Raw genomic sequence first — 24808 nt, forward strand, 5'->3', positions numbered from 1 at the left:
CAGGGCGGCGGCGGGAAGGCGCGGGCACAAACACGCCGCCATGCGACGTTGTACGAAGCCGGTAGGAAGAGCCTGAGTCAGAGGACCCGAGACAGCGAGGTTGGAGCGACTGTGCCAGCCAAGAACGGCACCGCGAACAGTGGCCGGGGCAACGGCCCGGGGACGCGCCTGGTGATCGTCGAGTCGCCCGCGAAGGCGAAGACGATCGCCGGTTACCTGGGCCGCGGTTACATCGTGGAGTCCAGTATCGGCCATATCCGGGACCTGCCCGGAAGCGCCTCGGAGGTGCCGGCCAAGTACAAGGGCGAGCCGTGGGCGAAGCTCGGCGTGAACGTCGAGCACGAGTTCGAGCCGCTGTACGTGGTCAACTCCGACAAGCGCCAGCAGGTGCAGAAGCTCAAGAAGCTGCTGGCCGAGGCCGACGAGCTCTTCCTCGCGACGGACGAGGACCGGGAGGGCGAGGCGATCGCCTGGCACCTCCAGGACGTCCTGAAGCCGAAGGTCCCCGTGCACCGGATGGTCTTCAACGAGATCACCAAGGACGCGATCCAGCGCGCCGCCGCGAACCCGCGCCAGCTGAACATGCGCCTGGTGGACGCGCAGGAGACGCGCCGCATCCTGGACCGCCTCTACGGGTACGAGGTCAGCCCCGTCCTGTGGAAGAAGGTCATGCCGAAGCTGTCGGCGGGCCGCGTGCAGTCGGTGGCGACGCGGCTGGTCGTCGAGCGGGAGCGGGAGCGGATCGCCTTCGTCCCCGCCCACTACTGGGACATCGCGGCCCAGTTCGACACCGGCAAGGACGAGGAGCCGACGGCCTTCAAGGCCGGGCTCGTCTCGGTGGACGGCAGGCGCGTCGCGCAGGGCCGCGACTTCGGCTCCGACGGCGTCCTGAAGACGAAGGACGCGCTGCACCTGGACGAGGCCGCGGCGACGGCCCTCGCCGAGCGCCTGCGCGGCCGCCCGTACGAGGTGAAGTCGGTCGAGCGCAAGCCGTACACGCGCCGCCCGTACCCCCCGTTCCGGACGACGACGCTCCAGCAGGAGGCCAGCCGGAAGCTGAGCTTCTCCGCGAAGTACACGATGTCGGTCGCGCAGAAGCTGTACGAGAACGGCTTCATCACCTACATGCGAACCGACTCGATCACGCTGTCGGAGACCGCGATCACGGCGGCGCGGCGGCAGGCGGCGTCGCTGTTCGGCGGCGAGTACGTCCCGGACAAGCCGCGCGTCTACACGTCCAAGGTGAAGAACGCGCAGGAGGCGCACGAGGCGATCCGCCCGGCGGGCGACACGTTCCGCACGCCCGCGGAGACGGGCCTGTCCGGCGACCAGTTCCGGCTGTACGAGCTGATCTGGAAGCGGACGATCGCGTCCCAGATGAAGGACGCCGTCGGCCAGTCGGTGTCGATCCGGGTCACCGGGACGTCGACGCGGAACGAGCGCGCGGAGTTCGGCGCGACCGGCAAGACGATCACGTTCCACGGTTTCCTCAAGGCCTACGTGGAGAGCGCCGACGACCCGTCCACGGACCGGGACGACCAGGAGCGGCGGCTGCCGAACCTGGCCGAGGGCGACCCGCTGACGGCGAGCGCGGTGGACGCCGAGGGCCACTCGACCCGCCCGCCGGCCCGCTACACCGAGGCCAGCCTGGTCAAGGAGCTGGAGGAGCGGGAGATCGGGCGCCCGTCGACCTACGCCTCGATCATAGGAACGATCCTGGCGCGCGAGTACGTGTTCAAGAAGGGCACGGCGCTCGTCCCGTCGTTCCTGGCGTTCGCCGTGGTGAACCTGCTGGAGCAGCACTTCGGCAACCTGGTCGACTACGACTTCACCGCCCACATGGAGGACGGCCTCGACGAGATCGCGCGCGGCGAGGCCGAGCGCGTCCGCTGGCTGACCCGGTTCTACTTCGGCGACACCGGGGAGGAGGGCCTGAAGGAGCTGGTCGGCGACATCGGCGACATCGACGCCAAGGGGATCAGCTCGTTCCCGATCAAGGGCACCGACATCATGGTGCGGGTCGGCCGGTACGGGCCGTACCTCGACCGGGACGGCGAGCGCGTCAACATCCCCGAGGACATCGCGCCGGACGAGCTGACCGCCGAGAAGGCCGAGGAGCTGTTCGCGCAGCCGTCGGGCGACCGGGAGCTCGGCGTCGACCCCGAGACCGGCCACACGATCGTCGCCAAGTCGGGGCGGTTCGGTCCCTACGTCACCGAGATCCTGCCCGAGCCGGCGCCGCCGGCCGACGGCAAGAAGCGGACGAAGAAGGCCGAGGCCGCCAAGCCGCGCACGTCGTCGCTGTTCAAGTCGATGTCGCTCGACACGATCACGCTCGACGACGCGCTGAAGCTGCTGTCGCTGCCGCGCACGCTGGGCGAGCTGGACGGCGAGCCGGTGACCGCGCAGAACGGCCGCTTCGGCCCGTACATCAAGCGGGGCTCCGACAGCCGGTCGCTCGGCTCGGAGGAGGAGCTGTTCACGGTCACGCTGGAGCGGGCGAAGGAGCTGCTGGCGCAGCCCAAGCAGCGCGGCCGCCGGGCCGCGGCCGCCGCGCCGCTGCGCGAGCTGGGCAAGGACCCGGCGAGCGGGGAGCCGGTCGTGGTGAAGGAGGGCCGGTTCGGCCCGTACGTCACCGACGGCGAGACGAACGCCAGCCTGCGCAAGGGCGACGAGGTCGAGTCGATCACGATCCAGCGCGCCGCGGAACTGCTCGCGGAGCGCCGGGAGAAGGTCGCCGCGGGCGGCGGGAAGAAGAAGGCGGCGCCGCGCCGTCGAACCTCCGCAAAGTCCGGTTCATAGGGACATCTACGCCGATACCCTGACCGACATGACCAGAACGGGCGCACCCCGGCCGCACCCCGCAGCGTCACCGCCGCCGGGCGTTTCGTCGCTTTCGTCGATCGGGCCGTTCCGGCGGCTCCGGATGGCGCTGGCGTTGTCCAGCGCCGCCCAGTGGATCGGCGTACCCGCGCTGACCGCCATGGCGGCGATGCTGACGCGCGGCGACGGCGCCGCCGCGCAGGCGCAGGCGATCGGCGGCACGCTGGCGCTGATGCTGCTGCCCGCGGTGGTGCTCCCGCCGGTCGCCGGGCTGCTCGCGGCCCGCGTCGACCGCCGGCTGATGCTGATCATCGCGGACGCGCTGCGGCTGGTGGTCGTCGTGACCGTGCCGCTCGTGCACGCGCTGCCGTGGACGCTCGCCGCCGCCTTCCTCGTCTCGTGCCTGAGCCTGCTGTGGATACCGGCGGCGCGCGCGTCCCTGCCCGCCGTGGTCCCGGACGAGGAGGCGCGGCCCGCCGCGCGCCGCGCCGCGACCCGCGTCCTCTACGGTCCGGCGCCCGCCGCCGCGCTGCTGTTCGCCGTCCTCGCGCTCGTCGCGAACGGGACGCTCGGCGCCGGTTCCCGCGCCGACCTCGCCCTGTACGTGACGGCGGGCCTGTTCCTCGTGGCGGCCGCCGCCGTGGCGACGGCCGGCGAGATCCCGGCGACCGAGCCGGTCGCGGCCGGGTCGCCGCTGAAACTGATCTTCCAGGGTCCGGGGTCGGCCGCCGCGCGCGGCGCCGGCGCGGCGGCCGCGGCCGCGGACCTCGCGGCGGGCGCGGTCGTGGCGGTGGCCCGCGTCCACGCCGGCGAGCTGGGCGGCGGTGACGCCGGGTACGGCTCCGTCCTGACCGCGCTCACGGTGGGGCTCGGTTTCGGGCTGTTCCTCGGACCGCGCGTGCTCGTCCCGTTCAGCCGCCGCCGCCTCCTCGGCCTCGCGGTGATCGCGGCCGCGCTCGCGCTGGTCGTGCTCGCCCTCGTCCAGAACCTCGTCGTCGTGGTGTTCGCGACGGCGTTCCTCGGCGTCTTCGCCGGAGCCGCGTGGTCGACCGCGAAGATGGCGGCGCACGACCCCGAGGCGCCGGAGGGTGCCCGCCCGGCGGCGTACCTGCGGTCGGTCGCGCTCATCACCGCGCTGGTCTCGTTCGCCGTCGTCCCGCTGATTGCGGCGGCGGCCGGATCCCACCGACTCGACCTCGGCGGCGGCGTCTACGACGCCTACGGGACGGGCGTCGCCCTGCTGGTCGCGGCCGTCCTCGCCCTGGTGACCGGGCTCTTCGCCTACCGGCGGCTGGACGACCGGCGGGGCATCCCGCTCGTCCCCGACCTGCGCGCCGCCCTGCACGGCGAGATCTACACGCCGCCGGAGCAGGCCGCCGCGGCCCCGCAGCCCGTCCACCGCAACCGGGGCGTGTTCATCGCCTTCGAGGGCGGGGAGGGCGCGGGCAAGACGACGCAGGCGCGGCTCGCCGCGATCTGGCTCCGCGACCACGGCTACGACGTGGTGACCACGCACGAGCCGGGCGCGACCAAGATCGGGATGCGGCTGCGCGCGATGCTGCTGGACCGCGACACCACCGGCCTGTCCGACCGCGCCGAGACCCTGCTGTACGCCGCCGACCGCGCCGACCACGTGGCCAACGTGATCAAGCCGGCGGTGGACCGCGGCGTGATCGTGGTCAGCGACCGCTACGTCGACTCGTCCCTCGCCTACCAGGGCTTCGGGCGGGGGCTCCCGGTGGAGGACATCGCCCGCGTCAACGCCTGGGCGACCGGCGGCCTCGTCCCCGACCTGACCGTCCTGCTGGAGATCCCGCCGGAGGCCGGCCTGCGGCGGCTGCCGGCGCCCGCCGACCGCATCGAGTCGGAGTCGCAGGAGTTCCACGAGCGGGTCCGCGAGGGCTTCCGCGCCCTCGCCGAGGCCGACCCCGACCGCTACCTGGTCCTGGACGCGAGCCGGCCGCAGGGCGAGCTGAGCCGGGAGATCCAGTACCGCATCCGGGAGATCCTGCCGGACCCCGTCCCGCTCGGCACCGAGGACGCCACGAGCACGTTCCCGGTCATCACCGACTTCTGAGCCCGCTAGCCTCTGTTCCATGAGCGTGTGGGACGACCTGGTGGGGCAGGAGCCCGTCATCGCGCAGCTGTCTTCGGCGGCGGAGCGTACGGGCGGGCTCGCGCACGCGTGGCTGTTCACCGGGCCGCCCGGGTCCGGACGCGTGGCCGCGGCGCGGGCGTTCGCCGCCGCGCTGCAGTGCACGGAGACGCCGCGCGGGTGCGGGCACTGCGCGTCCTGCCACCAGGTGCTCCAGGGGACGCACGCCGACGTCGAGGTCGTCCGGCCGCAGGGCCTGTCGTTCGGCATCAGGGACGCCCGCGCGCTGGTGCTGCGGGCCGCGTCCTCGCCGAGCGGGAGCGGCCGCCAGATCGTGCTGTTCGAGGACGCCGACCGGGCCACCGAGGGCGCCGCGAACGCGCTGCTGAAGGCGATCGAGGAGCCGCCGCCGCGGACGGTGTGGCTGCTGTGCACGCCGTCGCCGGAGGACCTGCTCGTCACGATCAGGTCGCGCTGCCGGCTGGTGACCCTGCAGACGCCCCCGATCGCGGCGATCGCCGACTTCCTCGTCCAGCGCGACGGCGTCGAGCGCGAGACCGCCGAGGTGGTGGCGCGGGCCGCGCAGGGGCACATCAGCCGGGCGCGCCGGCTCGCCTCCGATCCGCGGATGCGGCGGGTGCGCGAGCAGGTGGTGGCGGTGCCGCGCCGGCTGACCGGGGTGAGCGCGGCGGTCGCGGCGGCGGAGACGCTGGTGAGCGCGGCGAAGGCGGAGCGGGACGCGCAGACGGCCGAGCTGAACGACGCGGAGACCTCCGCCCTGCGCAAGGCGCTCGGCGAGAGCGAGAAGGGGCGGATGCCGCGCGGGACGGCGGGCGCCCTCAAGGAGCTGGAGGACCGGCAGAAGTCGCGGGCGACGCGGATCCTGCGCGACGCGCTGGACCGCACGCTGCTCGACCTCGCGTCCTACTACCGCGACGTGCTGACGCTGCAGCTGGGGGCGGGAAGCGAGCTGGTCAACATCGAGCTCGGCCCCGAACTGCGGTCGGCCGCGGGGGACGGACGCCCGGAGGACACCCTCCGGCGCCTCGATGCGATCATGGACTGCAGGGAGCGGTTGGCGGCGAACGTCAATCCGCAGCTGGCGTTCGAGGCGCTGACCTTGGCGTTGCGTCACGGGTGATACGGACGGGGCTTACACAACTTGTCCCCATTCGTTACATTTCCGTACGCGACTCTCAATGAGCGCCCCCGTAACGTTCGCTGGCTGATCGACCGAAATCCGGTTGGTTAACCCCCACAGCCAGGAGGTCTGCCTTGCGGCGAGCCTTGATTTCCGCCGCGTGCGCCGTCACCACCGTGACGGCCCTCGCGTTCCCAGCATCCGCAGCTCCGGGCCAGGCACAGGCGAAGGGCGAGGTCTCGGAGTACGTCGTCCTCTACAAGGAGGGCGCGTCCCTCGGGCAGGCCCACCAGGCCGTCTCCGCGGCCGGCGGCAAGGTCGTGCACGAGAACCGCGACGTGGGCGTCGCGACCGTCACCTCCCAGAACCCCGAGTTCATCCACGCCGTGATGAACCAGCGGGCGCTGGACGGCGTCGCGCACAACCGGATCATCGGTGAGGCTCCCAAGACCAAGAAGAAGGCCCCGAAGGTCGAGAAGCTGACCGGGGCCCTCCACGGCGCCAGGAACCAGGCCGCCCCCGCGGGCAAGCCGTCCAAGGACACCGAGCCCTTGGCCGACCTGCAGTGGGACATGAAGCAGATGCACGCCACCGCGGACGGCTCCTACAAGAAGGAGCCGGGTGACCGGCGCGTGCTGGTCGGCGTCCTCGACACCGGCGTGGACGGCGACCACCCGGACATCGCGCCGAACTTCAACCGCAAGCTCAGCCGCAACTTCACCCGCGACATCCCGGCCGACGCCAACGGCAACGAGGTCGACGGGCCCTGCGAGTTCACGTCGTGCGTCGACCCCAACGACTGGGACGACAACGACCACGGCACGCACGTCGCGTCCACGATCGCCTCGCCCCGCAACGGCCTCGGCATGGCCGGCGTCGCGCCGAACGTGTCGATCGTGAACCTGCGCGTCGGGCAGGACTCCGGCTACTTCTTCCTCCAGCCGACCGTCGACGGCCTGACCTACGCGGCCAAGCACGGCATCGACGTCGTCAACATGTCGTACTACATCGACCCGTGGCTGTGGAACTGCGGCAACAACCCCGCCGACAGCCCCGAGGACCAGCTGGAGCAGCGGACGATCATCAAGGCGGCGCAGCGCGCCCTGGACTTCGCGCACGACCGCGGCGTCACGCTGATCTCCGCGGCGGGCAACGACCTCGTCGACTACACCAAGACGAACGCGGACGACAGCAGCCCCGACTTCCCGTCCACGCCGGGCGAGGAGCCGCACGACCGCACCGTCCCGGCGAGCTGCGTGTCGATGCCGTCCGAGGGCGAGAACGTCATCCCGGTCTCGGCCACCGGCCCGAGCGGCCGCAAGTCGTACTACAGCAGCTTCGGCAACGGCTACGTCGCGGTGGCGGCGCCCGGCGGCGACAAGGTCGACAACGCCGCCCAGCGTCCGGACGACAAGGGCGGCATCTGGGCCGCCTACCCCGAGCGGCTCGCGAAGGAGCGCGGCGAGCTGAACGCCGACGGCACGCCGAAGGTGTCGTACATCATCCGCAGCTGCAAGGGCGACAAGTGCGCCTACTACCAGTCGATCCAGGGCACCTCGATGGCGTCCCCGCACGCGGTCGGCGTCGCGGCGCTCATCGTCAGCAAGTACGGGCACCGGGACCGCAGCGGCGGCCTGACCATGGACCCGCGTCTCGTCGAGCGGGTGCTGCGCGGCACCGCGACCCCCAAGGCATGCCCGAGCCCGGCGACGGTCGAGTACGTCTGGTACACCCAGGTGAACGGCCAGTGGGTGAAGCACGCCTCCACCCAGACCTGTGAAGGCTCGAAGGGCCAGAACGGGTTCTTCGGCAGCGGCATCGTGGACGCGCTGAACGCCGTCTCGCGCTGACCCCTCCAGAACCACCCCAGGACGCGACCCCCGGCTCCGGCCGGGGGTCGCGTTCTTTTCCGCGTCCGGCGTGTCCCGTGCCCTCGTGCATGATGGGGGCATGCCGTACCGAGTCACCTTCGTCTGCACGGGCAACATCTGCCGCTCCCCGATGGCCGAGTGGGTTCTGCGCCACCACGTCGAGAAGGAGGGCCTCGACGTCGAGGTGGACAGTTCGGGCACCGGCGGCTGGCACGTCGGCGACGGGGCCGACCAGCGGACGGTCGCGGCGCTGGAACGCGCCGGCTACCGGTCGGCGCACATCGCGCGGCAGTTCGACGCCGCCTGGTTCAACGGCTACGACATGATCATCGCGATGGACGCGAGCCACGAGAAGGAGCTGCGCTCGATGGCGCCGACCTGGCAGGCGCGCGGCAGCATCCGGCGGCTGCGCGAGTTCGACCCGGACGCGGGCGACGATCTCGACGTCCCCGACCCCTACTACGGCGGACGCGCCGACTTCGACCTCGTCCTGGAGCAGGTGGAGGCGGCGATGCCCGGCCTGCTCAAGCAGATCCGCTCGGCGCTTGATGACCACTGATCGGGTGCGGCTGGAGAGGCTGCTCGGAACCGGGGTCGAGGACGTCCACGACCTCGGCTCCAGCCATTCCTGGACGTTGCACAGGGCTTCCCTCGCCGACGGCCGTGAGGTCTTCGTGAAGGCGGCGCATGACCAGGCGGGCGTGTTCGCGGCAGAGGCGGCCGGGCTGCGCTGGCTGGGGGAGGCGGGCCCCGGGACCCCCGTCCCCGAGGTCGTGGCGGCGGACGACCGGATGCTCGTCCTGCCCTGGCTGCGCTCGGCTCCACCGTCCCGCGAAGCGGCCGAACGTCTCGGACGGGAACTCGCGGCCCTGCACACCGGGAACCGTCCCGGCACCTACGGCGCGCCCTGGGACGGTTTCATCGCCGACCTTCCCTTGGACAACACACCGGACGACCGTTCCTGGCCCGCCTGGTACGCCGAACGCCGCCTCGAACCGTTCCTGCGCCTCGGGGCAAGGCATCTCTCGTCCGGTGACGTCCGTCTTGTGGAGCGCGTCATGGCGGACATCGAGACGCTCGCCGGACCGCCGGAGCCGCCTTCCCGCATCCACGGGGACCTGTGGTCGGGGAACGTCCTGTGGACGGGCGAGCGGGCGCTGCTCATCGACCCGGCCGCGCACGGCGGGCACCGCGAGACCGACCTCGCCATGATGGCGCTGTTCGGGACACCGCACCTCGACACCGTGCTCGGCGCCTACGATGAGGCCGCGCCCCTTGCGGACGGATGGCGGTCCCGCGTCCCGTTGCACCAGTTGCACCCGCTGCTGGTCCATGTGGCGCTGTTCGGCGGGTCGTACCGGGCGTCCATGGCAGAGGCGGCCCGCGCGTGCCTCGGCTGAGGCGGCTCACGACTTGGTAACTCCGCGTTCATGGGTTTTTGTCGCGATCCATATGCGGTAGAAACGACGGGCGATCCGGCAGGAAGGTTAGGTAGGCAACCCCATGGACGACGGCAGGCGCGAGGACCCGGGTAACCGTCTCGGCTCGTGGAAGGGTCTCGTCCCTCTCGGCGTGGCCGCCACGGCCGCGCTGCTCATCGGAGGGGGTGTGGACATGGTGCACCGCCACCAGCGCGCCGCCGACGAGGAGCACGAGGCCAAGCCCGCCGCCAAGGCCGAGAAGACCGGCCCGGAGTTCATCGTCGGCGTCACCCAGAAGGGCGCCTCCCTCCTCGTCCGGAACGTGCGTACAGGCGCGAACGTGGGGCTGCCCGTCGCCGCCCCGCAGGGCCGCCGCTTCCATCGCGTCGCGGCGCTGAAGGACGGCTCGTACATCCTCGCCACACCCGGCCCCCGCGACGTCACCTTCCAGCGCCTCCGCTTGGACGACGGACGTCCCAAGGACCTCAAGCCCCTCTCGAACGCGATCGTCCCTGGTGTCTCCACGGTCTGGTCGGACCTCGCCGTGACCCCGGACGGCGCACAGCTCGCCTACGTCACCTACAAGGGCGCGAGCGCCCGCGTGGACGTCGTCACTCCGGAGACCGGTGTCCACAAGGTGTGGACGACCAGGCTGCGTGCCCGCGTCGGGAGCCTCTCCTGGTCCGGCACCACACTGTCCTTTGTCTGGAGCCCGGTCGGCACAGGGAAGCACCAGGTCCGCACAATCGACACCAGCGGTGCCGCGGGCGACCTGAAGTCGAGCAAGGCGGTCATGCCCCTGCCCAAGGGCAGTTTCAACGCTGTCATGAGCCGGGACGGCACCTCCCTTATCGCGGCCATAGCGAAGAGCTCCGAAGTGACTCTTCAGACCTTCACGGTGCAGGGAACCCCCGCCAAGACCCTGTGGACCCTGAAGGTGAAGGGCGCCCCCACCGGCCTCGACATTGCCCACAACGGTCGCGACGTCATCGTGACCGCGGGCGACCTGTACGCGCAGGGCGTCCCGACCGTTCCGGCAGGGGATCTCGCCGACGCCGCCTGGTGAGACCTAGAGTGGGTCGAATAAAACCGGGCGAACGGAGCGAAACGTGGGCATGATGATGGCCGTCAGCTTCACCCGTTACGGCCGCCTGTTCTACCTCGATCCGGGCCCGCACAGCCCCAAGGTCGGCGACAAGGTCCTCGTCCCCACCGACTCCGGCCCGGAGGTCGCCGAGTGCGTGTGGGCCCCGCAGTGGGTCTCCGAGGACATCGACGGCCTTCCCGAGTGCGCCGGCCCCGCCACCGACGAGCACCTCGCCCGAGACGAGGCCAACCGCCGCCGCCGCGCCGAGGGCCGCTCCATCGCCAAGCGCCTCATCCGCAAGCACGACCTCCCGATGAAGGTCATCGGCGTCGACTACCTCGACGCCGACAACATCTTCAAGATCTACTTCACCGCCCCGCACCGCGTCGACTTCCGCGCCCTCGTCCGCGACCTGGCCCGCGGCATCAAGGCCCGCGTCGAACTCCGCCAGGTCGGCCCCCGCGACGAGGCCCGCCTCCAGGGCGGCATCGGCCCCTGCGGCCGCGACCTGTGCTGCGCCACCTTCCTCAAGGACTTCGAGCCCGTCTCCGTGCGCATGGCGAAGGAGCAGGACCTCCCGGTCAACCCCCTCCGCATCGCCGGCGCCTGCGGCCGCCTGATGTGCTGCCTCAAGTACGAGCACCCGTTGTACGTCAAGGCGCACGACAGCATGCCGGCCCTGGGATCGCGCGTGGACACCCCGAACGGCCCAGGCCAGGTCGTGGGCCGCAACGTCCCGTCCGACAAGGTCACAGTCCGCCTGAACAGCGGCGGTCGCTGCTCCTGCCCCTCAGCCTCCGTCTGCTCCCCCCGCAAGCAACACGAAGCCCGCTACACCCCCTCGGACGACAGCGAGCGCAGCTAAGAACTGCGGGGGGCGGCTCCGTTCCAACCCCGACGGCCCCGGCCTGCCCCGCCGCCTCGAAAACAGATGGCCCTCCCGAAGTTCGGAAGGGCCACCCGTGGCTGAGGACACCGCATGCGCGGCGTCCATGGGGTCAGATCACTTCGACCTCCACGTGCCTTGCCAGGAAACGCGGCTCGGCACCCGGAGGCGTCTGCGAGGGGCCCTCCAGGCCCGTGGTGATCGAGGCCCAGTTCACGCGGAACTCGGCGTCGGGGCCGGCGAGAGGGCGCTGTCGGCGCGCCAGTCGAAGCGCCTTGCGCTCCATCTGCCGCAGGCTGGTCCCCGTGATGTCGGTGAGCCTGACCCGGCCCGGCGTGCGGGTTCGCTCGCCGGGCCGTGGGGACGCGGGCACGAGCGCCCGGACGTACACGGATTCCGCCCAGAAGCGGTCCGTGGTGCCCAGGCGTTCGGGCGGGTTGTTCTCCAGACCCCTGGTGGCCCACCCCCAGGGGTGGTCGAAACCGACCTGGAGCACGGCGCCAGAGCCGAAGCACTGACGCGCCAGTCGAAGCGCCTTGCGCTCCACCTGCCGCATGCTGTTCCCCGTGAGGTCGCTGAGCTTGAGCCTGAGCTCGACCGGCGAGCCGGCCAGCCCGCTGACCCGCTGGGACATGGGCACGATCGCCTGGACGGACACGGACGTCGTCCAGTAGCGGTCCGTGGTGTCCAGATGCTCGGGAGTGCTCTCCAGGCCGTTCCTGAAGTTGATCTGGAACGAGGCGTCAGGGCCGAAGCACTGACGTGCCAGGTGAGCCGCCTTGCGCTTCAGCTGCCGCAGGCTGTTCCCCGTGAGGTCGTTGAGCGTGAGCTCGAACGATGTGCCGGTTCGCCCGCCGACCCGTAAGGGCATGGGCAGGGTCGCCCGGACGTACACCGTCTCCGTGCCGCCCAGGCTTTCGGACCAGTGGTTGCCCACGACCTCGATCTCGACGTCGGGGCCGAAGAACTGACGTGCCAGGCCAAGCGCCTTGCGCGCCACCACTTCTTCGCTCGTGCCCTTGACGTCGTTGATCCGGAGCCATTCGGTGACACTGTTGGGGGCCTGCGTGTTGATGGTGGTCATGGATCTCTCCCGACAATTCATGACGACCTGGGGCCGTCGGTCTGCTTTGTGTGAGTACTGCCGATGACCGTCCGGCAGATCCGCGAACACGCACGGGCGGGAGCCGGGTGCGTCCCCGGCGACCGCGTCACGGTGAAGGGGGGCTCGCGCCGCTGCTCCTGCCCGCCCGCCTCGGTCTGCTCCCCGCGCCAGCAACACGACGCCCACTACGACCCCACTCCCGAGGACACCTGATCGAGGGGGACAGGCGGGGGGGCCGCACGGCATGAGCGCTTGGTCTGGATGAGAGCGACCAGTCCGTCCCCGGCGCCGAGGTGTTCCGCTCGTATGGTCGTTCACGGCCGTTCGTGCCAAATGAATCGCCCAGCGCCCCACCTTCTCTCCGGCGGTCTCCGGACGTTGAGTTTGCCGAGCCGCGGAAGCGGCGGACGGTGGGAGGCGTACCTACAAAGCAGATTCTCTGAAAGGAGCTTCCAGTGGAAGACGTCTACAGGCGTTTCTCGGGAGGCTGGGAACGTCGCGAAGAGCTCCTCGCGCGGGCGCAGCAGAAGGGCGCCACCTGGGATGAGCTTCGCGCCGCCGAGTCCAAGGGCATCGATCTGGCCGCCTACGTCGAAGCGTTGGAGGCAGGCGCCTCGGACGGGGACGTCCAAGCCGCCGTGGCCGCCGGCATCCTGCCCCGGGTGCTCGTCAGGGGGCTGAAGGCGAACGCCACCCCCGCGCAGATCATGGAGGCGTTCGAGAAGCAGGTCGCTGCGGACCCGGGCTATGCCTGGGGCATCGGCCGAGCCGGCTACATCGATCTGCTGAACGAGGGCGCGACGCACGACCAGCTCATCGTCCTGCACGACAGGGACGTCCACCCGGAGATCACTCTGCGGGCGCTCGAAAGTCGCCTCGGCATCGCCAAGCTGCTGGAGGCGTACGACAAGGGTCTCCGCGGGGCCGACCTGCTCTGCTACGTGGAGGCGCCAGAGAAGCAGGTCGACCCCGACGAGGTGCTCGCCGCTCATCGGCAGGGGCTTCGCGGGCTCGAACTGTACAGCTACGTGAGGGAGCTCGCGGGCCGCTGATCACATGAAGACGTGATCCGGCTCGGCGGGCCCACCCTCTTCACCCATATCGAGAGTCGCCGGCCTTCGTCCCTTGGACGGGGGCCGGTTCTCGTTGAGGCCGCGGCTCCTACGGGGTGGAGAGAAGCGCGCCCTTTTCGTCGTTCATGCCCGCGGCGAGGAATCGAGTGGTGCCCGGTATGCGGGTGACAGCGCGGGCCTCGAAAAGGCTGAAGCCGGACGCTCGGATTCTGTTGCTGGTCCACGTGCCCGTAGCGGTTCGGTGGGCGAGGGTCGACTCGGTGGCGTTGACGTCGGTGGAACCGATGAGCCAGACGCCGCCGTCCGGGTCGATGATCGGGGCGCCGAACGGACTGAACCGTCCTGCCTTCTTCAGGGTGCTTTCGGCCGTCCAGCGGCGTCCGTCGGCGTCACCGTGCAGGAGAAGGGACGACAGGTGGAGGTCGCCCGGGCCCAGCGGCTGGGTGCGGGTGCCGTCCATCTCGCTGGACGGGATGCCCCCGGCGCCCTCGGCGGTGATCCAGATGCCGGCGGCCGTGGCGGTGATCGTGTTGAGCTGGTACCTCGTGTCCTCGAAGCCCTTCCTCTTTCCGGCGGGCAGGACGCCGTCCAGCGGGACGGGCTTCCAGCCGGAGCCGTCCTGGTGGTACAGCTCGCTCTCGAAGGTGAGCGCCCAGATGTCACGGGCGGAGCGGGCGCTCGTGCGGGCGATCCGGAATGGCAGCCTCGTCTCCGACCATCCGTCCGCCGAACGGGTCCAGCCCGTCGCGGCGGCGTGCGAGCCCGTGCCGAAGACCTGGACGTCCCGCGGGGAGAACACCTCAAGCGCCGTAACGGTGAATCCCGGAAGGCGGCGGTCGATCGTCCAGCGCTCGCCGTTCCAGTGAAGGACGGTCGAGCTCGACCCGTCGAGGGTGACCGCCCAGACATCGGACGCCGCGGACGCGCCCGCCGCCTTGACCGCGCCGATCCGCCCGCCCGGAAGGCCGACCTTGCTCCAGCCGCGGCCGTCCCAGTGCCGGGCCGTCGGCCGCCACACCGTGTCCTCCGAGCCGCGCCCGCCGAACGCCCACACGTCCTTCGGCCCCGCCGCGACGATCTGGGGATCGACCCGCAGCGACACGTCCTCGACCTCCACCCGCCACGGCGCGCTCCCGGCTTCCGCTCTCCAGGGCGTCGGCTGGACGGCCGGGGCTCCGCACCCCCCGAGGGCGAGCAGGGCCACAACGCCGGTTTTCGGCAAACGAAATCTCATACGCCCTCCATCCCGAAACGGTCGACCCATCCTCCGCGCGCGGAGAGCCGGCCGAATGAGCACCCGTACCTAGAACGCGCGCCCTTCCGTACTCACCGTCGACCAGGGCGTTCGCGGGTCTCGGCGTGATGTTGCTATACGGGCGCGGGCAACCTTGGCACCTTCCTCCCCTTGCCGGGGCCCCTCGTTTTTCACACCATTCCGGCAAGCCGCCGTTTCCCCGCAGGAGGTATTCCGTGAGACTGCGCGTCGCGATCCTGGTCGCGGGCATCGCCGCCGTCCTGACCGCCACAGGCCCCGGCGCGTCCGCCTCGCCGGGGGAGGTGCGTCCCGTCGCGGCGCCGGGCGCGGAAGGGGGGCGGGCGATCTACGGCGCCGGAGGCGTGCGCTGCGCCCTGGGGTTCAACGTGCGGCAGAACGGCTCGTACTCCTTCCTCACCGCGGGCGGCTGCGCCCAGGTCGGCATGCCGATCTACGCCGACCCGGCGATGACCGTGCAGCTCGGGACGGTCGTCTCGGTGACGAGCGCCTCCGTCGCGCTCGCCCGGTACGTGGAGCCTTCCGTGGAGCGGCCCGGCAGCGTCTTCCTCTACCCCGGTTCCCAGGACATCACGACGGCGGGACCGCCGGTCGTCGGCCAACGCGTTTGCCGCAGCGGGCCCATCGCGGGCCTGCGCTGCGGCAGTGTGACGGCCGTCAACGTGACCGTGAACCTCCCGAACGGGACGATCACCGGGCTGGTGAGGACGACCATATGCACGGAGCCCGGGGAGAGTCCCGGGGCTCCGTATTTCTCGGGCGGTACCGCGGTGGGGCTTGAGATCGGGGGAGTCGGGACCTGCGTCTCCGGCGGGTCGTCCTACTTCCGCCCGATCTCTCCGGTGCTCAGCGCCTTCGGCGCCAGCGTGTACTAGCGCTTGGGGAGGAGCTGGGCGAGGGCCGCGGTGACGCCGCAGAAGGCCATGACCGGGAAGAGCGATGCCCGGAAGGCGTCGGCGACCTCGCCCAGCGCGCCGTAGAAGACGATCCCGACGAGCGCGACGCCGAGGGCGTTGCCGACCTGCTGCGCGGTGGACAGGACGCCCGCGGCCGAGGCGGCGTGCCGGTCGGTCACGCCGGCCAGGACCAGTGCCGACAGCGGCGCCAGGACGAACCCCATGCCCGCCCCCACGAGGGCCAGTCCCGGGATGAGCCAGCCGATGGCGTGCCCGGTCTCGGCGAGCAGCAGGAGGCAGCCCGCCGCCTGCACCGCCGCGCCCAGGGCGAGGACCTGCCGTCCCAACCGGGCGGCGATGGCCGTGGCGCGGGTGGACGCGGCGAAGTAGCCCGCGCCCAGGGCGACGAAGAGCAGGCCCGACTCCAGAGCGCTGAGACCGCGTCCCTGCTGGAGGTACAGGGCGAGGTAGAGGAAGAAGGACGCCATCGCCAGGGTGTAGACGAGCGCCAGGCCGCTGCCGACGCGGAACGCGGGCTCGCGGAAGAGGCTGGGCGCGACCAGCGGGGCGCTGCTCCGGCGCTGGGAGAGGACGAAGGCGGCGAGCAGGACGGCCGACGCGGCGAGCGACGCCCACGTCCAGGTGGGCCAGCCCAGGCGGCGCCCCTCGATCAGGGGCAGGACGAGCGCGACGAGACCGAGGGTGACCAGGACGGTTCCCGTGACGTCCAGGCGGGTTCCCGTGGTGCGCGGCTGGGACGGGACGGTCCGGCGGATCAGCGCCAGCGTGACGACCCCGACCGGAACGTTGATCAGGAAGATGCTGCGCCATCCGGTGCCGAACAGGTTCGCCTGGATCAGCACGCCCCCGATGAGCTGCCCGAACACGCCGCCCAGGCCCATCGCGAGGCCGTAGGCGGTGAACGCCTTGGCGCGCGCCTCCCCGGTGAACACGCCGTTGATGATCCCGAGAACCTGCGGCATCAGCAGCGCGGCCGCGAGCCCCTGCACCACCCTGGCGGCGATCAGCGTGCCGGAGGACGGGGCGAGGCCGCACGCGAGCGAGGCGGCCGTGAACACCGCGAGGCCGAGCGCGTACATCCGGCGGCGTCCGGCCAGGTCGCCGAGGCGGCCGCCGGTGATCAGCGCGCTGCCGAGCGCCAGCCCGAACCCGGCGACGACCCACTGGATCGCCGTCGCGCCGGCGCCCAGATCGGTCTGGATGTCGGGGATCGCCACGTTCACGATGAAGAAGTCGAGCGTGGTGATGAAGATGCCGGTGAGCAGGACGAGCAGGGCGCCGATGGACGCGGTGGGCGAGGCCGCGGCCTCGCCCGGGCGCCGGCCCGCAACTGGAGTCGCCGTGTGCGACATGGTCTCTCCTCAGATCGATCGTTATCCGCACCCAGACGATCTCGCCCGGGAGGTCGTGGTGGCGATGACCTGAGGGGTAATGCCGCGGCGTAATTCGGTTGTGCGGCCGGCGGCGGCCGATCTAGCGTCCCCTCCCATGGACTGGGACAGGCCCGCGCGGAAGCTCGGGATCGACGACCTCGCCGCCTGCCAGCGGCTCGCCGAAGACCGCGACTGGGGACGTGAAGACCGGAAGTGGCGGTTCCTGTTCTCGGTCGGCGACGTCTACGGCATCGACGACGGGGAGGGCGGTCTCGCCGCGGTGACGGTGTCGACCCCATACGGCGTGGACGTCGCCGCCATCAGCATGGTGCTGGTGGCGAAACGCTACGAACGGCGTGGTCTGGGCGCCCGCATCATGCGGCACGCCATGGACAACACCGAAACGAAGAGCTTCTGCCTGACGGCCACCGAATACGGGCGCCCGCTGTACGAGCGTCTGGGGTATCGCTCCGTCGGGCTCTGCACGACGTACACGGGCATGGGCAAGGGGCCGTCCGAGGAGGGCGTTTCCGTCCCCGCGGAGGCGGCGGACATGCCCGCCGTCCATGCACTCGACACCGAGGTCTTCGGCGCGGACCGTTCACGGCTGGTCGACGGGCTGCCGTCGTTCTGCGAGACGTTCCGTGTCGTCCGGGGCGAGTCCGGTCTCAAGGGGTTCGGGGGCGTGTGGTGGAACGACGACAGGGCCGTCGTCGGCCCCGTCACCGCGCACGACGCCGAGACCGCCCTCGCCCTCGTCGAAGAGATCGTCCCGGCGGGGCCGGTCCGCCTGGACATCGACCACCGGCATCCGGAAGTGGTCGACTGGGCGCGGCGGAACGGCCTGCGACCCGCGTTCACCACGACGGTCATGGAGTACGGCGCGCCCATCGCGAACGACCTGCCCCGCCTCTACCTTCCCGTGGCGCAGGCCCTCGGCTGACCTCAGACGGCCTCGGCCTTCGCCGCGGGCGGCCTGCCGCCGGGCAGCGCGTACCGGAAGATCTTCTTCCAGGTGCCCGTGACCTGCCGCGACAGCGTGCCCGTGTGGTACGGGATGTCGTACTTGTCGCACAGCGCGCGGACGCGCGGGGCGATTTCGCCGTACCGGTTGCTCGGCATGTCCGGAAACAGGTGGTGCTCGATCTGGTGGCTGAGGTTGCCGGTCATCAGGTGGAACAGCTCACCGCCGGTGATGTTCGCCGAACCGCACAGCTGCCGGACGTACCACTCGCCCTTCGTCTCGCCGTCCAGCCGCTCCTCCTCGAACACCTCCACGTCGCCCGGGAAGTGCCCGCAGAAGATGATCATGTGGGCCCAGACGTTGCGGACCACGTTCGCGGTGGCGTTCGCGGACAGCGTGGACAGGAACTGCGGGCCGCTGAGCAGCGGGAACGCCAGGTAGTCCTTGCCCCACTGGCGGCGGACCTTGCGGCCGATCGCGCGCAGCTTCTCCTTCGTCACCGCCTCGTCGGCCGTCCCGTCCCGGATCTTGTCGATCTCCAGGTCGTGCAGGGCCACCCCGTACTCGAAGAACATCGCCAGCAGCAGGTTGTAGAGCGGCTGCGCGAGGTGCGCCGGGGACCACGCCTGCTCGGGGGCGACGCGCAGGATGCCGTAGCCGACGTCGTTGTCCTTGCCGAGCACGTTCGTGAACGTGTGGTGGACGAAGTTGTGCGAGTGCTTCCACTGCTCGGCCGGCGAGACGTTGTCCCACTCCCAGGTCGTGGAATGGATCTTCGGGTCGCGCATCCAGTCCCACTGGCCGTGCATGACGTTGTGCCCGATCTCCATGTTCTCCAGGATCTTCGCGACGGCCAGCGTCGCGGTCCCGGCGATCCAGGCGGGCGGCAGCGCGGAGGCGAGCAGCAGCGCCCGGCCCCCGATCTCCAGTCCGCGCTGCCAGCGGATCACCCGCCGGATGTAGGACGCGTCGCGCTCGCCGAGACCGGACATGATCTCCTCGCGCAGCGCGTCCAGTTCGGCGGCGATGGTCTCGTAGTCCTCGGCCGTCAGATGGTCGGTCATGCCGCTCCTCTCACAGTTCGATCTCCACGGGCCCGGCGGCCGCCGAGACGCAGGTCTGGACGATCTCGCCCTCGTCGCCGTGCACCTCGCCGGTGCGCAGGTCGCGGACCTTGCCGGACGCCAGCCGCCCGACGCAGCCGCGGCAGATGCCCATCCGGCACCCGCTCGGCAGCAGCGCGCCGGCGTCCTCGCCCGCCGCCAGGAGGGGCGTGCTCCCGTCCGCGTCGGCCGTGACGCCGCTCCTGGTGAACGTGACGCGCCCGCCCTCGCCCCCGTCGGCGTCCAGGACGGTGCGGAAGCGCTCGACGCGTAGCCTCTCCCCGACTCCGGCGGCCCGCCAGTGCGCGGCGAGGTCGTCGAGCATGCCGCCCGGCCCGCACGCCCACGCCTCGCGCTCCGCCCAGTCGGGGCAGACGCCGGGGATGTCGGACGGTTTCAGCCGGCCGTCGGGCGTCGTGTGCCGCTCGTGCAGCCGGAGCCCCGGCATCCGGCGAAGCTCGTCGCCGAAGATGACGTCCCCAGCCGTCCGGTCCGAGTGGACGAGCACGGCGTCGGACGCGCCGCCGAGCTGCCGCAGCATCGCCATGACCGGCGTGATCCCGCTGCCGGCCGTCACGAACAGCAGCTTGCGCGGGACGGGCGAGGGCAGCGTGAATCCCCCCTCGGGCCGCGACAGGCGGACGACCGTCCCGGGCCGGATCTCGTTGACCAGGTGCGCCGAGACGAACCCGTCGCGCGCGGCCTTGACGGTGATCGTGATGCGGCCGTCGCGGCGGGGCGGCGACGACAGCGAGAACGTCCGCCAGTGCCGGACGCCGCCGACGTCCACGCCGATCTTGACCCACTGGCCGGGCCGGTGGCCGTTCCACACCCGGCCCGGCCTGATCACCAGGGTCGCGGCGGACGGGGCCTCGTGCCGGACGGCCTCGATCCGCCCGCACGGCTCGTCCGCGGACCACAGCGGATCGAGCAGCCCGAGGTAGTCCTCCGGCAGGAGCGGGGTCGTGAGGAGCCGGGCTGCCGCCGCGATCCGCCGTCCCGTGGTCGAACGGCCGGGGCGGCGCGGGCGGTGCGGCGCGATGGTCCGCGGTGCGATGGGCAAGGTTTCCTCCCCGAGGGCGCGCTAACTTACGCTCGCGTAACCTACGGTCGTGTAGGAATCGCGGAGGATTCAAGGCCTCGGCCATCAAAGCGACAGGCATCACACCATCGCATGATGTTCCATCCGATGATGTAATGCCTGCTGATAAAAGACGGCGGAGAAACTGTCGGCCGGGCACGATGGCCTGGCGGCGACCGGCCGTCCGGGGCCGACGCGGGATCCGCGCTCAGAACTTGGTCTTCGGCCGCTCCTGGAGAACTCCGTCCACGAAGATGTCGAGCTTCTCGTTGTAGAAGCAGACCAGCCCGGCGACCTTGCGGCTCTCCTCCAGCGGCGTCCGGTACGACCAGGCCAGATCCTCGTGCAGCGTGCCGTTCACCCGCACCGACCAGTACTCCGCGGTGCCCTTGTACGGGCAGTGCGACACGGTGCCGGTGTGTTCGAGCAGGTCCATGCGGACATGCGGCTTCGGCAGGTAGTAGCGCACAGGCAGCCCCGTCTCGAACAGCAGCCGCGGGCTGGACGACTCCGCGACCGTCACCCCGTCCACCTCGACCCGGACATGCCGCGACGCCGCCAGCACGTCCACGCGCGTATACGGGTCGCGGGGATGGACGAAGACCTCCTCGTCCTCCTCGAACCAGGCGTCCATCGCGTCCCAGTCGAGACGGACGAACCCGGGCAGCTCGGTGTAGCGGAGCGCGGCGCCGGGCGCCTGCGCGCCGTCCACCTTCACGGTGAAGGCGGTCGCGTCGCCCCTGCTCGGCGAACGGGTGCCCGGCCCGTCCTCGACGAGTTCGGCCCGCACGTCCGTCTCGGGAAAGTAGTAGGTCGGGTAGTAGGGGATCTCCCAGACGAGAGAAGGCCGTGTCGAGTCGGCCACCAGATGGCCGCCGAGGTAAGCCCGGACGCGCTTGCCGCTCTCCTCGATCCGGAGACTGGTCTTCCGCGATGTGCCCATGCCTGGGCAACCTCACCGGTCGGGGCCCTATTTCATCGAATTCTCACCCTTGCCTCACGAACGCCACATGAGCCCTCAAGAGCCTCATCCGCATGAATCGGACACTCCTGGTCAACGGCGCGCTGGGCGCACTGCTCGTCGCCGGGGCCGGAACCGCGTACCTCGCCCTCGGCGACGGAGGCGACGGCGCCGCCGCGTCCACCCGCCTGACCCGCGTCACGCGCGGGACGGTGGTCTCGTCGGTGTCGGCGTCCGGCTCGGTGGAGAGCGCCAAGAGCCGTTCGCTGTCCTTCGGCGCCTCCGGCACGGTCGCGAAGATCTACGTCAAGGCGGGGCAGAAGGTGAGGACGGGCGACGTCCTCGCCCGCCTCGACCAGACAGAGGCGCTCGAGAACGTCGACGCAGCCAAGGCGAACCTGGCGGTCGCCGCCGATGGGGACACCTCGTCCGACAAGGGGTACGCCGGGTACGTCCAGGCGAAGAACTCCTACAACGCCGCCTTGCGGGCGTACCAGGGGACCGTCCTGAAAGCTCCGTTCGCCGGAACGGTGACCGCCGTCAACGGGACGGTGGGCGGCAGTTCGAGCGGTTCGTCCTCCTCGGGTTCGGGTTCGGGCGGCGGTTCGACGTCGCCGACCTCGTCCTCCACCTCGTCCTCCTCCTCGTCGTCGGGCTCGGGCTTCGTCGAGCTCGCCGACACCGCGCACCTCCAGGTCGAAGGCGAGTTCACCGAGGCCGACACCACGAAGCTCAAGACCGGCCAGGCCGCCACGGTCACGTTCGACGCGCTCACCGGCAAGACCGCCACCGGCAAGATCACCACGATCGGCGCGGCGCCGACGACCACCGACAACGTCGTGAAGTTCCCGGCCGTGATCGCGCTGGGCGACGTCCCGTCCGGGGTCCGGCTCGGCCAGACCGCCACGGTGGAGATCACCGTGGCGCGGGCGGAGAACGTCCTCTACGTGCCGAGCGCCGCGGTCAGGACGGCCGGCGGGCAGAGTACGGTCACCGTCGTCCGCGACGGCAGGCAGGTCCCCACCACGGTCGAGACCGGCGTCAGGGGCGACCAGGGCACCGAGATCAGCTCGGGCCTGAAGGAGGGCGACGAGGTCGCCGTGACCTCGGCGTCCGGCGGCGGGAACACCGTCCAGCGCGGCTTCCCGGGCGGCGGCGGACCGGGGCTCGGCGGCGCCGCCGGAAGCGGCACGCCCTGCGGCGGGGCGCCCGGCGGCGGAGGCCGCCGATGACCGCCCGCACCCCGCCCGTGCTCGACCTCCGCGACGTGACCAAGGTGTACGGGACGGGCGAAACGGCCGTCCACGCCCTGCGGGGCGTCTCGCTGACCGTGGAACGCGGCGACTATGTGGCGATCATGGGCGCGTCGGGCTCGGGCAAGTCGACGCTGATGAACATCATCGGCTGCCTGGACGTGCCGAGCGCCGGCCGCTGCCTCCTCGACGGCATCGACGTCGTCGGCCTCGGCGAGCGCGACCTCGCGACCCTGCGCAATCGCCGCATCGGGTTCGTCTTCCAGTCGTTCAACCTGATCCCGCGGATGACGGCGCAGGCCAACGTCGAACTGCCCCTCGCCTACGGCGGCCTCCGCGGCGCCGACCGGCGGCGCCGCGCCCTCGCCGCCCTGCGCGAGGTCGGCCTCGCCGACCGCACCCGGCACGAGCCGAACGAGCTGTCGGGCGGCCAGCAACAGCGCGTCGCCGTCGCCCGCGCCCTGGTCACCGCCCCGACGCTGCTCCTCGCGGACGAGCCGACCGGCGCGCTCGACAGCGCCTCCACCGCCGACATCCTCGGCGTCTTCGACCGGCTCGGCCGCACCGGCCGCACCATCGTCGTGATCACTCACGAGGACGACGTCGCCGCGCACGCCAAGCGGATCGTCCGCCTCGTGGACGGCCGCATCGTCGAGGACGTCCGCCGGGAGGGCCCGGTGACCCCCGGCATCCGAGCCGCGCGCCCCGCGCCCCCGGAACCGAAGGAGGCAGGGTGAGCGCCCTGGAGATCCTGCGCTTCGCCGTCCGCGGCCTGTCGGCCAACAAGCTGCGCAGCTCCCTCACCACCCTCGGCATCCTGATCGGCGTCGGCGCCGTCATCCTGCTCGTCGCGGTCGGCAACGGCTCCTCCGAGCAGATCAAGAAGAGCATCCAGCGCCTCGGCGCCGACTCCCTCACCGTCACGCCGTCCACCACGGGCCGCGGCGGCTTCGGGACGACCGACCAGGCCTCGGGCCCGCGCACCCAGGCCCGCGACCTCACCGCGGAGGACGCCGAAGCCCTCACCGCCGGCGGGGCCCCGTCGGTCAGGTCCGCCTCACCCGTCGTGACCAGCCAGTCCGTCACCGCGGGGTACTCGGGCACGAGCGCGACCATCGGCCAGTTCGTCGGAACGACCCCGTCCTACTTCGCGGCCGCGAACAAGACCCTCGTGTCCGGCACGGCGTTCACCGCCGAGGACGTCGCCGCCGCCCGCAAGACCGTCGTGCTCGGCAGCACGGTGGCGTCCGACCTGTTCGGACGCGTGAACCCGATCGGCAAGAAGATCGACGTGGGCGGGATCCGCTTCACCGTCGCGGGCGTCCTCAAGGCGACGGGCTCCTCCTCGTCGACCTTCTCCGACCCGGACAGCATCGCCGTCGCGCCGCTCCCGGCCGTCCAGGAGACCCTCACCGGGTACGGCGCCCTCGACCAGATCATCGTCCAGGCCACCGGCAGCGACACGGTCGGCGCCGCCGAGGCCGAGGTCACCCAGATCATCGGCCAGCGTCACGACGCGACCTCCCCGGGCGGCGCCGACTTCACGGTCTCCAGCCAGGCGAGCGTCCAGTCGGCGGTCAGCGAGTCGAGCCGGACCTTCACCGTCCTGCTCGGCGCCGTCGCCGCCATCAGCCTCCTCGTCGGCGGCATCGGCATCACCAACATCATGCTGGTCACCGTCACCGAACGGACCCGCGAGATCGGCATCCGCAAGGCCATCGGCGCCCCGCGCGGCGCGATCCTGGGCCAGTTCATCGCGGAGGCCACCGTCCTCAGCCTCACCGGCGGCCTCCTCGGCGTCCTCGCCGGCGTCCTCGGCAGCCTCTTCACCATCGCGGGCGTCAAACCCGTCCTGGTCCCGTCGTCGATCGTCCTGGCCCTGGCCGTCTCCCTGGCGATCGGCCTGTTCTTCGGCAGCTATCCCGCCAACCGCGCCGCCAAGCTCCGCCCCATAGACGCCCTACGCCACGACTAACCAAGGACCCTCATGCCCCTGAACCCACCACCCGTTGCCCCAACGCCCCACCCCACCGCCACCGCTGACGAAGACGGCCGCCCCCTAACCACGCTGGCCGCGCCGGTGCGCTGTGAGTAAGAGCCAAGACATGCCCGAGAACTCGACAGGGGACGCCGAACTGCTGGCGAGCTCGCCCTTCGACAACGATCTCGCCACCGCCCTACTCACGCAGCCATCGCAACTGACGGAGTTGGTCGCCCCCCTGCTGACGCAGGTTGTGACGGTGCGCTGTGAGTGAGAGCCAAGACATGCCCGAGAACTCGACAGGGGACGCCGAACTGCTGGCGAGCTCGCCCTTCGACAACGATCTCGCCACCGCCCTACTCACGCAGCCATCGCAACTGACGGAGTTGGTCGCCCCCCT

Annotated in this window: 22 protein-coding genes; 16 read left to right on the top strand and 6 right to left on the bottom strand. The window is 71.3% G+C overall.

Annotated features, from left to right (window positions below; all coding sequences use genetic code 11):
* The first annotated feature begins 111 nt into the window (after nucleotides 1–111).
* The 8 genes from topA (at nucleotide 112) to ABD944_RS23160 (ending at nucleotide 11303) form a co-directional block, all read left to right on the top strand.
* Nucleotides 112–2802 carry a type I DNA topoisomerase gene (gene topA, locus ABD944_RS23125; protein ID WP_345179685.1) on the top strand — a complete coding sequence of 897 codons (2691 nt, stop codon included), beginning with the start codon at nucleotides 112–114 and terminating at the stop codon, nucleotides 2800–2802.
* Nucleotides 2803–2830: 28 nt separating this feature from the next.
* The gene (gene tmk / locus ABD944_RS23130; RefSeq protein ID WP_345179686.1) at nucleotides 2831–4900 is read left to right on the top strand and encodes a dTMP kinase; all 2070 of its coding nucleotides are present in this window, start codon (nucleotides 2831–2833) and stop codon (nucleotides 4898–4900) included.
* 19 nt (nucleotides 4901–4919) lie between these two features.
* The gene (locus tag ABD944_RS23135; RefSeq protein ID WP_345179689.1) at nucleotides 4920–6059 is read left to right on the top strand and encodes a DNA polymerase III subunit delta'; all 1140 of its coding nucleotides are present in this window, start codon (nucleotides 4920–4922) and stop codon (nucleotides 6057–6059) included.
* Nucleotides 6060–6193: 134 nt separating this feature from the next.
* The gene (locus ABD944_RS23140; protein WP_345179690.1) at nucleotides 6194–7909 is read left to right on the top strand and encodes a S8 family peptidase; all 1716 of its coding nucleotides are present in this window, start codon (nucleotides 6194–6196) and stop codon (nucleotides 7907–7909) included.
* Between the two features lie 100 nt (nucleotides 7910–8009).
* The gene (locus ABD944_RS23145) at nucleotides 8010–8489 is read left to right on the top strand and encodes a low molecular weight protein-tyrosine-phosphatase (protein ID WP_345179693.1); all 480 of its coding nucleotides are present in this window, start codon (nucleotides 8010–8012) and stop codon (nucleotides 8487–8489) included.
* Nucleotides 8479–9330: a fructosamine kinase family protein gene (locus ABD944_RS23150; protein WP_345179695.1), complete on the top strand. Its 852-nt coding sequence runs from the start codon at nucleotides 8479–8481 to the stop codon at nucleotides 9328–9330. The genes ABD944_RS23145 and ABD944_RS23150 overlap by 11 nt, the downstream gene beginning before the upstream one ends.
* Before the next feature lie 103 nt (nucleotides 9331–9433).
* The gene (locus ABD944_RS23155) at nucleotides 9434–10417 is read left to right on the top strand and encodes a TolB-like translocation protein (RefSeq protein ID WP_345179696.1); all 984 of its coding nucleotides are present in this window, start codon (nucleotides 9434–9436) and stop codon (nucleotides 10415–10417) included.
* Between the two features lie 49 nt (nucleotides 10418–10466).
* Nucleotides 10467–11303 (top strand): PSP1 domain-containing protein, encoded by an 837-nt coding sequence (locus ABD944_RS23160; RefSeq protein ID WP_345179795.1) that lies wholly within the window; start codon nucleotides 10467–10469, stop codon nucleotides 11301–11303.
* Nucleotides 11304–11436: 133 nt separating this feature from the next.
* Here the strand turns inward: ABD944_RS23160 and ABD944_RS23165 are convergent, their stop codons facing one another.
* A complete protein-coding gene (locus ABD944_RS23165; protein ID WP_345179698.1) occupies nucleotides 11437–12408 on the bottom strand; it encodes a hypothetical protein in 972 nt (323 codons plus the stop codon).
* Between the two features lie 63 nt (nucleotides 12409–12471).
* On the opposite strand from ABD944_RS23165, the gene ABD944_RS23170 reads away from it, so the two are divergent.
* Nucleotides 12472–12642, top strand: coding sequence for a hypothetical protein (locus ABD944_RS23170; RefSeq protein ID WP_345179699.1), 171 nt, complete (start codon nucleotides 12472–12474; stop codon nucleotides 12640–12642).
* Nucleotides 12643–12884: 242 nt separating this feature from the next.
* The gene (locus ABD944_RS23175) at nucleotides 12885–13481 is read left to right on the top strand and encodes a hypothetical protein (RefSeq protein ID WP_345179701.1); all 597 of its coding nucleotides are present in this window, start codon (nucleotides 12885–12887) and stop codon (nucleotides 13479–13481) included.
* A gap of 109 nt (nucleotides 13482–13590) precedes the next feature.
* Here the strand turns inward: ABD944_RS23175 and ABD944_RS23180 are convergent, their stop codons facing one another.
* Nucleotides 13591–14736 carry a hypothetical protein gene (locus ABD944_RS23180; RefSeq protein ID WP_345179702.1) on the bottom strand — a complete coding sequence of 382 codons (1146 nt, stop codon included), beginning with the start codon at nucleotides 14734–14736 and terminating at the stop codon, nucleotides 13591–13593.
* Between the two features lie 236 nt (nucleotides 14737–14972).
* Here ABD944_RS23180 and ABD944_RS23185 point away from each other — a divergent pair, with 236 nt between their 5' ends.
* A complete protein-coding gene (locus tag ABD944_RS23185) occupies nucleotides 14973–15650 on the top strand; it encodes a S1 family peptidase (protein ID WP_345179704.1) in 678 nt (225 codons plus the stop codon).
* On the opposite strand, the gene ABD944_RS23190 is transcribed toward ABD944_RS23185, so the two are convergent.
* Nucleotides 15647–17044: an MFS transporter gene (locus ABD944_RS23190; RefSeq protein ID WP_345179706.1), complete on the bottom strand. Its 1398-nt coding sequence runs from the start codon at nucleotides 17042–17044 to the stop codon at nucleotides 15647–15649. The two genes, ABD944_RS23185 and ABD944_RS23190, sit on opposite strands and share 4 nt — an antisense overlap.
* Nucleotides 17045–17180: 136 nt before the next feature.
* Between ABD944_RS23190 and ABD944_RS23195 the strand changes: the two genes are divergently transcribed.
* On the top strand, nucleotides 17181–18008 hold the full coding sequence (locus tag ABD944_RS23195) for a GNAT family N-acetyltransferase (protein ID WP_345179707.1): 828 nt from the start codon (nucleotides 17181–17183) through the stop codon (nucleotides 18006–18008).
* 2 nt (nucleotides 18009–18010) lie between these two features.
* Here the strand turns inward: ABD944_RS23195 and ABD944_RS23200 are convergent, their stop codons facing one another.
* The 3 genes from ABD944_RS23200 to ABD944_RS23210 all read right to left on the bottom strand — a co-directional run bounded on the left by ABD944_RS23200 (nucleotide 18011) and on the right by ABD944_RS23210 (nucleotide 21156).
* Complete coding sequence (locus tag ABD944_RS23200) at nucleotides 18011–19093, bottom strand: fatty acid desaturase family protein (protein WP_345179710.1); 1083 nt, start codon at nucleotides 19091–19093, stop codon at nucleotides 18011–18013.
* Nucleotides 19094–19103: 10 nt separating this feature from the next.
* Complete coding sequence (locus tag ABD944_RS23205) at nucleotides 19104–20195, bottom strand: ferredoxin reductase (protein WP_345179711.1); 1092 nt, start codon at nucleotides 20193–20195, stop codon at nucleotides 19104–19106.
* 226 nt (nucleotides 20196–20421) lie between these two features.
* Complete coding sequence (locus tag ABD944_RS23210) at nucleotides 20422–21156, bottom strand: DUF427 domain-containing protein (RefSeq protein WP_345179713.1); 735 nt, start codon at nucleotides 21154–21156, stop codon at nucleotides 20422–20424.
* Between the two features lie 92 nt (nucleotides 21157–21248).
* Here ABD944_RS23210 and ABD944_RS23215 point away from each other — a divergent pair, with 92 nt between their 5' ends.
* From ABD944_RS23215 to ABD944_RS23230, 4 genes are all read left to right on the top strand, one after another.
* Entirely contained in the window at nucleotides 21249–22406 is a 1158-nt protein-coding gene (locus ABD944_RS23215; protein ID WP_345179714.1) for an efflux RND transporter periplasmic adaptor subunit, read from the top strand.
* A complete protein-coding gene (locus ABD944_RS23220) occupies nucleotides 22403–23164 on the top strand; it encodes an ABC transporter ATP-binding protein (protein WP_345179716.1) in 762 nt (253 codons plus the stop codon). Before ABD944_RS23215 ends, ABD944_RS23220 begins: the two co-directional genes overlap by 4 nt.
* On the top strand, nucleotides 23161–24402 hold the full coding sequence (locus ABD944_RS23225; RefSeq protein ID WP_345179717.1) for an ABC transporter permease: 1242 nt from the start codon (nucleotides 23161–23163) through the stop codon (nucleotides 24400–24402). The genes ABD944_RS23220 and ABD944_RS23225 overlap by 4 nt, the downstream gene beginning before the upstream one ends.
* Before the next feature lie 130 nt (nucleotides 24403–24532).
* Nucleotides 24533–24682, top strand: coding sequence for a hypothetical protein (locus ABD944_RS23230; protein WP_345179719.1), 150 nt, complete (start codon nucleotides 24533–24535; stop codon nucleotides 24680–24682).
* Nucleotides 24683–24808: the final 126 nt, after the last annotated feature.

The sequence above is a fragment of the Actinomadura verrucosospora genome (genome assembly GCF_039540335.1).
GTDB lineage: Bacteria > Actinomycetota > Actinomycetes > Streptosporangiales > Streptosporangiaceae > Spirillospora > Spirillospora verrucosospora.

Bases quoted from the DNA above. Each gene is read 5' to 3' on its own strand.
- tmk (WP_345179686.1), top strand. From the start codon at position 2,831: ATGACCAGAACGGGCGCACCCCGGCCGCACCCCGCAGCGTCACCGCCG.
- ABD944_RS23135 (WP_345179689.1), top strand. From the start codon at position 4,920: ATGAGCGTGTGGGACGACCTGGTGGGGCAGGAGCCCGTCATCGCGCAG.
- ABD944_RS23145 (WP_345179693.1), top strand. From the start codon at position 8,010: ATGCCGTACCGAGTCACCTTCGTCTGCACGGGCAACATCTGCCGCTCC.
- ABD944_RS23150 (WP_345179695.1), top strand. From the start codon at position 8,479: ATGACCACTGATCGGGTGCGGCTGGAGAGGCTGCTCGGAACCGGGGTC.
- ABD944_RS23155 (WP_345179696.1), top strand. From the start codon at position 9,434: ATGGACGACGGCAGGCGCGAGGACCCGGGTAACCGTCTCGGCTCGTGG.
- ABD944_RS23160 (WP_345179795.1), top strand. From the start codon at position 10,467: ATGATGATGGCCGTCAGCTTCACCCGTTACGGCCGCCTGTTCTACCTC.
- ABD944_RS23165 (WP_345179698.1), bottom strand. From the start codon at position 12,408: ATGACCACCATCAACACGCAGGCCCCCAACAGTGTCACCGAATGGCTC.
- ABD944_RS23170 (WP_345179699.1), top strand. From the start codon at position 12,472: ATGACCGTCCGGCAGATCCGCGAACACGCACGGGCGGGAGCCGGGTGC.
- ABD944_RS23180 (WP_345179702.1), bottom strand. From the start codon at position 14,736: ATGAGATTTCGTTTGCCGAAAACCGGCGTTGTGGCCCTGCTCGCCCTC.
- ABD944_RS23190 (WP_345179706.1), bottom strand. From the start codon at position 17,044: ATGTCGCACACGGCGACTCCAGTTGCGGGCCGGCGCCCGGGCGAGGCC.
- ABD944_RS23195 (WP_345179707.1), top strand. From the start codon at position 17,181: ATGGACTGGGACAGGCCCGCGCGGAAGCTCGGGATCGACGACCTCGCC.
- ABD944_RS23200 (WP_345179710.1), bottom strand. From the start codon at position 19,093: ATGACCGACCATCTGACGGCCGAGGACTACGAGACCATCGCCGCCGAA.
- ABD944_RS23210 (WP_345179713.1), bottom strand. From the start codon at position 21,156: ATGGGCACATCGCGGAAGACCAGTCTCCGGATCGAGGAGAGCGGCAAG.
- ABD944_RS23215 (WP_345179714.1), top strand. From the start codon at position 21,249: ATGAATCGGACACTCCTGGTCAACGGCGCGCTGGGCGCACTGCTCGTC.
- ABD944_RS23220 (WP_345179716.1), top strand. From the start codon at position 22,403: ATGACCGCCCGCACCCCGCCCGTGCTCGACCTCCGCGACGTGACCAAG.
- ABD944_RS23230 (WP_345179719.1), top strand. From the start codon at position 24,533: ATGCCCGAGAACTCGACAGGGGACGCCGAACTGCTGGCGAGCTCGCCC.